Source organism: Actinosynnema sp. NPDC050801 (assembly GCF_040673975.1).
In the GTDB taxonomy this organism is placed as follows: Bacteria; Actinomycetota; Actinomycetes; order Mycobacteriales; family Pseudonocardiaceae; genus Actinosynnema.
The window spans coordinates 190,600-201,855 of sequence record NZ_JBFAQZ010000015.1 but is presented as its reverse complement, the minus strand read 5'-3'; the positions used below and the strand labels follow the sequence as shown (position 1 = coordinate 201,855).

General features: G+C 68.9%; 9 protein-coding genes. 4 read left to right on the top strand and 5 right to left on the bottom strand.

Translation table 11 applies throughout. From position 1 onward, the window contains the following. Positions 1-3,027: CHAT domain-containing protein (locus tag AB0K14_RS29115; RefSeq protein ID WP_364339305.1), on the bottom strand; the 3,027-nt coding region annotated here is incomplete at its 3' end. 6 nt (positions 3,028-3,033) lie between these two features. Then, positions 3,034-3,261 carry a hypothetical protein gene (locus AB0K14_RS29110; protein ID WP_360460531.1) on the bottom strand — a complete coding sequence of 76 codons (228 nt, stop codon included), beginning with the start codon at positions 3,259-3,261 and terminating at the stop codon, positions 3,034-3,036. Between the two features lie 565 nt (positions 3,262-3,826). Between AB0K14_RS29110 and AB0K14_RS29105 the strand changes: the two genes are divergently transcribed. Both AB0K14_RS29105 and AB0K14_RS29100 read left to right on the top strand, forming a co-directional pair. After that, positions 3,827-4,159 carry a hypothetical protein gene (locus AB0K14_RS29105; RefSeq protein ID WP_360460528.1) on the top strand — a complete coding sequence of 111 codons (333 nt, stop codon included), beginning with the start codon at positions 3,827-3,829 and terminating at the stop codon, positions 4,157-4,159. Positions 4,160-4,514: 355 nt separating this feature from the next. Further along, positions 4,515-8,111 carry a tetratricopeptide repeat protein gene (locus AB0K14_RS29100; RefSeq protein ID WP_360460594.1) on the top strand — a complete coding sequence of 1,199 codons (3,597 nt, stop codon included), beginning with the start codon at positions 4,515-4,517 and terminating at the stop codon, positions 8,109-8,111. Positions 8,112-8,204: 93 nt separating this feature from the next. On the opposite strand, the gene AB0K14_RS29095 is transcribed toward AB0K14_RS29100, so the two are convergent. The 3 genes from AB0K14_RS29095 to AB0K14_RS29085 form a co-directional block, all read right to left on the bottom strand. Further along, complete coding sequence (locus AB0K14_RS29095; protein WP_360460526.1) at positions 8,205-9,062, bottom strand: alpha/beta hydrolase; 858 nt, start codon at positions 9,060-9,062, stop codon at positions 8,205-8,207. A gap of 64 nt (positions 9,063-9,126) precedes the next feature. Next, on the bottom strand, positions 9,127-9,540 hold the full coding sequence (locus AB0K14_RS29090; RefSeq protein ID WP_360460525.1) for a hypothetical protein: 414 nt from the start codon (positions 9,538-9,540) through the stop codon (positions 9,127-9,129). Between the two features lie 4 nt (positions 9,541-9,544). After that, positions 9,545-10,165 carry a helix-turn-helix domain-containing protein gene (locus AB0K14_RS29085; RefSeq protein ID WP_360460523.1) on the bottom strand — a complete coding sequence of 207 codons (621 nt, stop codon included), beginning with the start codon at positions 10,163-10,165 and terminating at the stop codon, positions 9,545-9,547. A 60-nt stretch (positions 10,166-10,225) separates the two neighbouring features. Here AB0K14_RS29085 and AB0K14_RS29080 point away from each other — a divergent pair, with 60 nt between their 5' ends. Further along, positions 10,226-10,498: a hypothetical protein gene (locus tag AB0K14_RS29080; protein WP_360460521.1), complete on the top strand. Its 273-nt coding sequence runs from the start codon at positions 10,226-10,228 to the stop codon at positions 10,496-10,498. Between the two features lie 92 nt (positions 10,499-10,590). Next, positions 10,591-11,241 carry a hypothetical protein gene (locus AB0K14_RS29075; protein WP_360460519.1) on the top strand — a complete coding sequence of 217 codons (651 nt, stop codon included), beginning with the start codon at positions 10,591-10,593 and terminating at the stop codon, positions 11,239-11,241. Positions 11,242-11,256: the final 15 nt, after the last annotated feature.

The window sequence follows — 11,256 nt, the reverse complement described above, 5'->3', positions numbered from 1 at the left end:
GGAGCGGGTATCGCCGAGACGTTCGTAAACCGGGAGTTCGACCTCGCGACGGATGCGCAGGGCCTCGTCGTAATCCCCACGCTGATAAAGGATGTCACCGATCCGGCCCCAGGTGACGGCGGCGGAGCGGGTATCGCCGAGACGTTCGTAAACCGGGAGTTCGACCTCGCGACGGATGCGCAGGGCCTCGTCGTAATCCCCACGCTGATAAAGGATGTCACCGATCTGTCCCCAGGTGATGGCGGCGGAGCGGGTATCGCCGAGGCGTTCGTAAACCGGGAGTTCGACCTCGCGACGGATGCGCAGAGCCTCGTCGTAATCCCCGCGCCGCTCGACGATGTCGCCAATCCGGCCCCAGGTGATGGCGGCGGCACGGGTGTCGCCGAGGCGTTCGTAGACCGGGAGTTGGATCTCGCGGCGGATGCGCAACGCCTCGTCGTAATGCCCGCGCTGCTCGGCGATGTCGCCAATGGTGCCGGTCACCGCAGCGGCTTCAAGTTCGGATCCCTCGGTGATGAACAGGTGGCGTGCCTGGTGGAGGAGTTGTTCGGCCTGGTGTGGTTCGCCGGTGGTGATGAGGCGGCGGGCCTGTTCGGTGAGGACTCTGGCGCGCTCCAGGGGATCGTCGTGGTCCTCGGTGGTGGCCTGGTGTGCGGCTCGGTCCAGCAGGGCGTGGCCTGCGGGCCCCTCGCCGCTGGTGAGGGCCGCGTCGGCGGTCGCGCGCAGGAGGGGGATGGGCATCGGTCGTTGGTGGCGGTCGAGGAGGCCGATCGCGTCGTAGCCCAGTGCGGCGGCATCGGCCGCCGGACCGGTACGCAGGTGTCGGACGGCACCGAAGGCGCACACGGCGGTGACAGTGGGGTTGTCGGCCAGCAGCGCCAGCCGGGTGAGCTGCAGTTCCTGTTCTCCTGTCCGGAAGCCGGATGCGGTGTCCGGGGTCCAGGCGGTCAAGAGGGCATCGACGGTGACGTCGGCGAGCGCGGACCGTTCGGCGGGGGTCAGTGGCGGGATTCGTCCGGCGGCGAGGGGATTGGTGGCCAGGGCGGTGCGTCCCCGTTCGACGGGGTCGGGGTAGGGCTCCAGCAGCCCGAGGCCGCGCAGGCGGGTCGGTGATCCGCCGACGTGGTCGGCGACGCGGTCGACCACAGGTTCCGGGACGGGCAGGTCGAAGAGTGTGACGGCACGCAGCAGGGCGTGGTCGGTCGTGCCTGCCTCGTCGAGGAGCGTGTCCAGGGCGAGGTTCTCCAGGAACTCCCGAACCTCGCCGTCGGCGGGAAGATCCCCCCGGCTGAGGTAGTCCTCCATCCCCGCCACCGCTGCCTGCACCCGCGAGAGGGGCACTTGCTCGTTGTACGCCAGACGCAGGCAGGTCAGGTCCTGAAGTCCGGGATTGCCGCGGCTCACCGCGACCGCCCGGTGTGCGAGGCGGGCGCGCTCGGCCTGCCGGTCCGCCGGGGCGAGGGCCTGTTGGCGGCGGTGCAGTTTGCGTTGCGCCACGGTGGACAGAGGCCGCAGGTGGATGTGGTCGAGGGTGGCTTGCGCGCCGTCGAGGGTGAAGGTGAACCGGCTGGTGAGCAGCAGACGGCTGTCGGTCTCGGCGGGGTCGAAGGCCCGCAGCACGGCGGCCAGCACGAGGGCGTGTTCCGGCGCGACCCGGTGTGGCCCGGCAGGGTCCGGCACGAGGATCTGTTCCAGGTCGTCGACGACCAGCAGCAGGGGCTTGCGCCCGTCGTCGGCCTGGGCGCACGGCCCGGACAGCAGGTCGACCAGGACCTCGCTGATCGCCTCGGGCCGATCGCGCACCTCAGGGAGCCGGCTGTCGATCAGGTCCCGGGCCGCCTGGTTGGTGCGCACCGCGTCGCGCACCGCGTCCAAGACCGCCAGTGCACCGTAGTCGCCGAACACCACGGCGGTGGAGTAGTCGCCGGCGACCCGGTCGGCGATCCGTGCCGCGAGGCTGGACTTGCCCAACCGGCCCTGCCCGTGCAACAACACCCCGGCCCGGTCGCCGTTCCTCAACGCTCGCAGAGCACGCCGCAGTTCCTCGCGGCGGCCGACGAACATCTGCGCTTTGGCCACCGGCACCTGCTGCTTGTGGTCAAGGAACCTCTTCGTGCCGTGCACGGCCGACACCAGCGACCGCTTGCGGCCGCCCGCCACCACCGGTCCGCCCCCGGCCGGCCCCAGCCACAACCGGGCCATGTGCCAGTCCGCCCGCACGACCGGGTCCTCGGAGCCCAACAACGCCCGGCGCGCGTCACCCACCGCGACCGCCAGGTCCACCCGATCGGCCAACGCCCGGTACAGCCGCCCGGCGAACAGCGTGGCCGCCCGGTCCTCCACCGAGCCGTCCCACCCGATCACCGCCGGTATGCCCGCGGTGACCAAACCGGTCGACAGCGAGTGCGCCAGCAGCCCGTCCCGCCCTTCCGGACCCGTCCCGGCCTTCCGCCCACCGCCCGCGGGCAGATGCGCGGAAGCGTCGGCCCCGGTCGCGGTCAGACACGCCGACACGAACACCAACCGCGTACTCCCCGGAAGCAGACCGACCAGTTCCGCCGCCGTGGTCGGCCGGGCACCTCCCGTCTCGTCCTCCATCAGCAGCACCGGCTCGCCGCCCTTGCCCGGCCACGCGTTCACCCCGTGACACGACAGGTGCACCACCGGAAGCCCCGCGCCGGACAGCCGCTCGCCCAACTGCTCCGGATCGCCGGTGTCCTCGACCAGCAGGTCGACACGGGCGTCACCCACCGCGTCGAGAATCGCCATCTCCTCGGCCTCGAAGTCGAGCTCGTGCTGCCCCACCGGCGAGGACGCCATGAACGCCAACCCCAACCGGAACCCGTCCAACCCCGCCAGCCGAGACACCGGGCCCAGACGCCGAACCACACCGAACCGGGTCAACTCGTCCCCGGCCAGAAAGCCCCCGTCCGGCCACGCCAACAACTCGAACGGAGCACGCAGAACCCACCACGCCGCAGCCGACGGCCACTGCGGCCCCCGCACCTCCATCACGACCGGCGCCACCGCCCGCTACAACCACACCCGCAACTGCCCACGCTCACCGTCCAACCAGCCGAACAGCTCCCGCCCCAACCCCAACAGCACATCACCCGAACCTGCCTGCACCGCCCGCACATACCGGGCGGCCAACTCCTCCAAGAACTCGACATCCGCGCGCCCGAGAACCCGCCGCGGACCGATCCGCTCGTCACCCAGGACCAGCTCAAACCCCGAGCCGTCCACCACGAGACCGGTCATAAGCCCTTCCCCACACCCATCCGGTAACCCACACCACCAGCCAGGCCATCCTCCACCTCGACAGGACTCCCCCAAGATCGCAGACCCATCCCCGATGGTTACCGAACACTCCGAACAAACAGCCACTATCCCTCAAATGGCCTAACCAAAATCGAACCACCCGCCCGTACCCGGCCATCCCACCCCGAACGACGCCGTCACAAACCACAGGTGACGACGGGCACAACCACGCTCGCGATCTGTGCCAGGTAGAAGTCAGAGTTCCATGACCGTAAGCCCAGTCGCAGCGCCGACATCCGCTTCTCGGTAGAAAGCGGACATTGCGTACCGCTCGATCAGCGGCATGAGCGGACGTCCGTCGGGTCGAGTCGCGTGGTCAGTGGTGGTGTGGTTGTCATGACGGGGCGAGCAGTCACCGAAAAGTGAGTCATGTTCAGTTCATGTGCTGGTTTTTGCCGTCCGCAGTTGTGCGGTCGGCAGGTCGTCGGTGGTGCTTCGTGTAACGGTTCGTGGGTGTCGAAGTGATATCCGTTGATGTTCGTGTCGGTGGCGGGGAGGGGTGGGTGTGTCGTCTTTTCTGGTGGTGATCGAGCCGGGTGTCGGGTTGTCGACGGCGGAGTTCGTGGCGGCCTGGGGTGCGGACGAGCAGGCGGCCGAGGCCGGTCCGGTGTCGGTGGAGGAGGCGGTGCCGGGGCAGTTCGGTCCGGAGATCCTGGAGTGGATCGCGGTGCCGTTCGCGGTGAACCTGGCGAGCAACGTGGTGTACGACCTGGTCAAGCGGGTGGTGGCGCGGGTGCGTGCGGGTCGGGTGGAGCGGTCGCCGGAGATCGAGTACGTGCGTGCGACGACGGCGTCGGGTGACGAGGTTGTGGTCGTGAGGGTGTCGCGTGGGGCGTGAGGTGGAGACGATCCGGATCGGCGAGCGTGGCCGTGACGGGGAGGGTGTGTTCTCGGTCCGGGTGTCTTTTCCCGGTGGCAGGGAATACGACGTCGCGGTGACCGATCCCGCACGGGATCGGGACGAGGCGGAACTGGAGTGGTACTTCGAGCAGCACCTGCGGTATCCGTTCCTGGACGGTGAGCGGCGGCTGGGCGCGGTGGAGTTGTTGCGTTCCTACGGCGAGTCGCTGTTCGGTCAGGTTTTCGGCGGGGCGGCGCATCGGGCGTTCCTGGACGTGCGGGAGGCGGCGTTCGACGGCTGCCGGGTGGAGGTGGCCGGGTCGGCGGCGTTGCACCGGTTGCACTGGGAGGCGATGAGAGAGCCCGCTGCGGCCTCGCCGTTGGCGGTGCTGGTGCCGGTGTCGCGGCGGGTGGAGCTGCCGGGGTCGGCGTTCGCGATGCCGCCGCCGCGGGGGTCGTTGAACATCCTGGTGGTGACGGCGCGGCCGGACGGTCCGCGGGACGTGGGGTACCGGACCGTGTCGCGGCCGCTGCTGGAGGCGGTGCGTCGTTCGGAGCTGTCGGTGACGGTGGACCTGGTGCGGCCGGGGACGTGGACGGCGTTGCGGGAGCACCTGCGTGCGGCCAGCGAGGAGCACGGGTCGGGGTGGTACCAGTTGGTGCACTTCGACGTGCACGGCACGTTCACCGACTACGCGAGCCTGGACTCGGGGCGCCGCGCGGGTCGTCTGCTGTTCGCGTCGGACAAGGTCGCGGAGTTCGAGGGCCGACGGGGGTTCCTGTCGTTCGAGACCGCGCGCGACGGGGAGCCGGTGCTGGTCGGCGCGTCGGAGGTGGCGGCGTTGTTGGCCGAGCACCGGGTTCCGATGGCGGTGCTCAACGCCTGCCAGTCGGCCAAGCAGACCGCCAGTGAGGCGGCGTTGGCGCAGCAGTTGGTGGAGGCCGGGGTGCCCACGGTGGTGGGCATGGCGTACTCGGTGACGGTGTCCGCGGCGCGGGCGGCGATGCCGGTGCTGTACGAGCGGTTGTCGCGCGGTGTGGACCCGGACCTGGCGCTGCGCGCGATGCGGCGCAGCCTGTTCGACGAGCGCGCCCGGCAGGCGTACTTCGACCAGCAGGTCGAGTTGGAGGACTGGGTGCTGCCGGTGGTGTTCCGGCAGCAGCCGCTCGCGTTGTCGCTGCGCGAGATGACGCCGCAGGAGGAGGAACGGTTCCTCGCGCGGGAGGCCCTGGTCAAGGAGGAACCCCGCCCTGAGTACGGTTTCGTGGGCCGCGATCTGGACGTGCAGGCCGTGGAACGGCGCTTGCTGCTCGACACCAATCGCAACCAGTTGCTGTTGCGCGGCATGGCGGGCGCCGGGAAGTCCACGCTGATCACCCATCTGGGGTGGTGGTGGCAGCGCACCGGCCTGGTCGACCGGGTGTTCGTGTTCGACTACGCCGACCGTGCCTGGACCGCCGGGCAGATGATCCGCGAGATCGCCAAGGCACTGCTGGGCAGGGTCGACCTGGCCCGGTGGGAGGAGCTGTCGGAGCAGGCCGCGACGCAGCGGATCGTGCGGATGCTGCGGGCGGCCCGCCACCTGCTGGTGGTCGACAACGCCGAGTCGATCACCGCCAGCCCCGCCGCGATCCCCCACGCCCTGGACACCGGGCAACGCGACGCGCTGCGGGACCTGCTGTCCCGGCTGCGCGGCGGTCGGACCCTGGTCGTGCTCGGCTCACGTGAGTCGGAGACCTGGCTGGCACCCGCCACGTTCGAGGCCAACGTCTACGACCTGCCGGGCCTGGACCAGCAGGCCGCCTCAACCCTGGCCGAACGCATCCTGGCCCGTCACCACGCCACGCACCACCACACCGACCCCGACCAACGACGCGCCCTGCAACGCCTGCTGACCCTGCTGGGCGGCTATCCGTTGCCGCTGGAGGTCGTGCTACCCACCCTCGCCGACACCGACCCGACCACCGTGCTGGCCGAGCTGGACACCGGCGGCACCATCGCCGACCCCGTCGGCCTGATCCGCACCGCCATCGAGTACAGCCACGGCAAACTCGACCCCGCCACCCAGAACGCCCTGCTGCTGTTGGCCCCGTTCACCACCACCGTCCCGACCGGCCCGGTCCTGGACCGGTACCACGAGCTGCTCACCGAAGATCCTGCTGCCACCCTCGCCGGACCACCTGACCCCCAGGCGGGGTTGCGTGCCGCCGTCACGATCGGCCTTGCCGCCACCGCCGGCGGAAGCGACGCGCAGATCGTGCCGGTCCTGCCCTACTTCCTGCGCCACCGACTCCGCGAACAACCCGACCTGCTCGCCGCCACCCAGACCGCCCACTACCGCCTGTACGCCGAACTCGGCAACATGCTCGGACGCATGCTCGTCTCCCCACAACCTGACGATCGCACTGCGGCACGGGCGGCGGTGCACGCGTGGTATGCCAACCTCACCGCCGCGCTCGACCACGCCCTGCGCAACGTCCTGCCATGCATGCCCCTCCTCGAACCGCTGGAGGAGTACCTCGACCAGATCAGGCAGAACAACACACGCCGAGAACTCCTCGACACCGCCCTCAACGCACTCACCACCGCCGACCGCAACACCGTCCACGCCGAACTGGCGCAGCTACGGCACTTGGCGGGAATTGTCGCGCAGGAGCAGCGACGATTCGACGACGCCGAAAACCTATACCACCAGGCACTCGAACTACTGCTGGAGTTCGGTAATCGGCACAGTGCCGCGTCAACATACCACCAGCTAGGGATGGTCGCTCAGGAGCAGCGACGGTTCGAGGATGCCGGCAACCTATACCACCAAGCACTCGAACTACTGCTGGAGTTCGGTAATCGGCACAGCGCGGCGTTGACCTACCACCAGCTGGGGCGAGTCGCGCAGGAGCAACAGCGATTCGAAGACGCCGAAAACCTATACCACCAAGCACTCGAACTACTGCTGGAGTTCGGTAATCGGCACAGCGCGGCGTCGACCTACCACCAGCTGGGGCGAGTCGCGCAGGAGCAACAGCGATTCGAAGACGCCGAAAACCTCTACCACCAAGCACTCGAACTCAAGCTCGAGTTCGGTGATCGACACAGCGCGGCGTCGACCTACCACCAGCTGGGAACGGTCGCGCAGGAGCAGCGACGATTCGAAGACGCCGACAACCTCTACCGCCAAGCACTCGACCTGGAACTGGAGTTCGGTGATCGACACGGCGCGGCGTCGACCTACCACCAGCTGGGGCGAGTCGCGCAGGAGCAGCGACGATTCGAAGACGCCGACAACCTCTACCGCCAAGCACTCGACCTCAAGCTCGAGTTCGGTAATCGGCACAGTGCGGCGTCGACCTACCACCAGCTGGGAACGGTCGCGCAGGAGCAGCAGCGACTCGAAGACGCCGACAACCTCTACCGCCAAGCACTCGACCTGGAACTGGAGTTCGGTGATCGACACGGCGCGGCGTCGACCTACCACCGGCTGGGGCGAGTTGGGCTGGAGCAGCGGCGATTCGAAGATGCCGACAACTTCTACCGCCAAGCACTCGAACTACTGCTGGAGTTCGGTGATCGACACGGCGCGGCGTCGACCTACCACCAGCTCGGGCGAGTCGCGCAGGAGCAACAGCGACTCGAAGACGCCGACAACCTCTACCGCCAAGCACTGGCTATTTTGACGCAATCCGATCCGAGATCGGCCTCGATCGTCGCAACGCAACTCGGCAAACTACTCGTCGAACAGAATCGCTACAACGATGCACTCGACCTCGTATTGGAAGCCGCTATAGGATGGTATCGATTCAGCGGAAACCTCGACACCTCCGATGTCGACCTCATCGCAGTAATACGAAAAGCCATTGGCGACGAGCATTTTCTCACTCGAGTTGATTCTCTCGTTCCAGAAGACCTTCAAGACCTGATCACAACCACCACAGTTGAGCGTCCGTCTGAGTGAATCGAACGTGTCTACAGGTATGGGAGGGCAGACTTCCCTTCGATGGCTCGCCCCACGCGAGGACGGTGTGGCCGGGTGGCGAACGCTCGGTGGTCAGCCGCGCGGGATGGTCGGCAGGTCGAGCATCGCGGTGGCGACCCGGTCGGTGGCGTCATCGGGAAGGGCGGTGGCCATGTCGTCCAGGACGAGCAACCGTGCGTCGGGGATTTGGGTGGCGAGTGCTTCGCCGTTGCCGACTGGGAAGAACAGGTTCGCGCGGCCGTGTATGACGAGGGTTGGTAGGGCCAGGTCGGCGAGACGCTCGCGCCACCGCGGGGTGCAGTCGAGGCGGGCGAAGACCATTCCGAGTTGGTTCGCCTCGTGCGCTGACGGGGCGGTCGACGTGGTGCGGTCCCACATCCGGGCGGCGGTCGTGCGGGCCTGGTCCGGGTCGTCGCCGAGCAGCGACGCTCGGTCGGCGGGGTATTCGGCGACCGCGGTTCGGTCGCTCCAATCAGGCGCCGACAGGGAGAAGACAGCGCCCATAGCTGCCGCGTCGTGGTCGGGCAGGTCCTCGTCGACGGGGCCTGGCGCGACCGGGCGCGTGTTGATCAGGGTCAAGGCCGAGAACACGTCCGGGTGGTTGAGGGCGGCGACCTGCGCGACCATTCCGCCGACGCCGAAGCCGCCGAGGTGGGCGGTGGTGGCGTCGAGTGCGTCGACGAGCGCGGCGGCGTCGGTGGCGAGGTCGCGGAGTGTGTAGTCGGGTGCCTCCGGATCGACGGTGGTGGAGTTTCCGCAGTCGCGCAGGTCGTAGCGGACCACCCGACGTCCGCCGGCGGCGAGCCGCGTGCACAGCGCGTCCGGCCAGGACAGCATCGTGGTGCCGCCGGCCAGCAGCACGAGAGGATCGGTGTCGCGGCCGAAGATCTCCACGCCGAGTTCGACACCGTTGGCCCGCAACGAAAGCATGCGTCACCGTAGCAAGGGTCGAACCGGCCCGATCGGGTCCGGGGAACCCGGAGTGGACCGACGGTCAGGCGAGGTCTTCGAAGGAGTCCTCTCCTGGGCGCCAGCACATCCACCGGCCGTCGGTGAAGCCGGTCAAGGTGGCGATCTCGGGTCCTTCCAGTTCGGCGGGTGTCGGGTGCAGGGAGAGGGTGCCGTTGTCGAGTTCGATGCGCAGCCCGGTGCCGGTGGCCTCCTGGGTGGCGACCACGGCCGCGGAGATCAACGACCGCAGGGCGTCGGCGTAACCGGGCCGGCCGTCGGTGTGCGGGCCGCCGATGACGGTGACCGTGGGCATGACGTCGCAGGTGAGGACCGGTAGGCCGTGGTCGGGGGCGTCGAAGTGCAGTTGGACGTAGTCGTACACGAACTGCACGGAGTAGAGCCTGGACCCGACCAGCCTGCCCAGCAACTCGTTCGGAACGTACCCACGCGCGCCCATGTCGTCATCCTGCCGGAGCGGCCGGCACGGCATCGGCCATCGGGAAGACGGTGCCCAGGACGTGGGTGAGGATGGCGGCGGAGTCGGCGGGCGGGGCGATCGTCTGGCGCAGGGCCAGTCCGATCCCCAGTGCGCCCAGCATGACGACCGCCTGGTGCAGGGGCATCGCGGGTTCGAGTCGCAGGCGTCGGGTGTGCTCGGTGAGCAGGGCGACGACCTCCTCGTCGTGGCGTTGCTGGACGGCGGCGATCAGCGGGGCGGTGTCGGGTTGCTGTGCCGTTGCGGCGAGCACTTCCGCGGCGGCGGCGCTCCACTTGGCGGCGTGCTCGTCGGCCGGGTCGACGGGGACGAGGGCCGCGATCAGGTCGTCGCGGTCGGTGGTGTGGGCGAGGGCGTCGCGCAGGTGGCGCAGGTGGGCGCCCGCGTCGGCTTCGATGATCGCCAGCCACAGTCCCTCCTTGCCGCCGAAGTGCTTGTAGACGGCACCGCGGGTGTAGCCGGCGTCGGCCGCGATCTCCTCGACCGTCGCGGCCAGGAAGCCGCGCCGGAGGAACACCTGCCGTCCGGCGTCCAGCAGGTGTTCGTGAGTGCGTCGCTGCTGCTCGGCCCGTGTCAGCCTGACCATCGCCCACCACTCGGTAACGAAGCGTTTCTGGAAACGCGATGTTACTATAAGCTCCGGTGCATGGAGTTCCTGGCTGTCGCGGCCTCGTTGCTCAGCCTCCCCCTCTGCCTGGCGGGCTTCGCCTGGTACGCCGTGCGCGCCCGCCGCGGCGGCGGAGGCCAGTCGCTCATGTCGCCGTTCGAGGAGATCTGGGACCCGATCAGCCACCGGACGAACATCGAGATCCAAATAGAGGCCCAGCGGTCCCCCGAGACACCCTCACCCGGCGACCCGCCCCTGCCGCTGCGGATCCCACCGCCGTCCGGTGACGATCAGGTGGACGCACGAGGCTGAGGTCGATCGTGCGGTGCTACGGTGGAAGTGCTGGAGACCCCTTCCGCGCGTCGGACGTGTCTGTCGTCGTCACGTGGAAGGACACGCGAACCATGCCGCGTCTCTACGGTCCCGGGCACTTCACCGAGGACCCCTACGCACAGATCCTCTCGCCGCACGGCATCCCGGTGGACGACCTCGTCTCCGTCCTGCACAAGGAGATCAGGCGCAGCCGCGTCGACAACGCCGTGCTCGCCGCCCACGAGATGTTCACGACCTCGGCGGATGTCGCTCAACACCTGTGGCGACGCCTGCGGATCATCGCGGTGGAGGACGTGGGGATGGGGCTGCCGCTCGGGCCGGTGCTGATCGACGTGCTCCACCGCAACTCCGATGTGAACCCCGGTGGGGACTGGATGATGGCGTGCCACGCGGTGCGCCTGCTCGCCTCCGCGCCCAAGGACCGGACCAGTTCCGAGCACGCCGACTGGGTCGCCACCAAGGTCGCCCTCGGCGAAGCGCTGGTCGAGATCCCGGACTACGCCCACTGCGTGCACACCCGCGCCGGTCAGGAGATGGGCCGCGGTCTCGTGCAGTGGTGGGACAACGGCGCCCGAGTGCGCGACGAACTGCCCTCGGCGGATCACCGGTACCGCGAGGAGCTGATCGAGATCCACCGCCGGGACGAAGCCGAGAACGGGACCGCGCCCCGCCCGTCCCGATGGGCGAGCACCACCGCACCGCCCGACCGCGACGAGGTGTAGGCACCTCGCCGACGC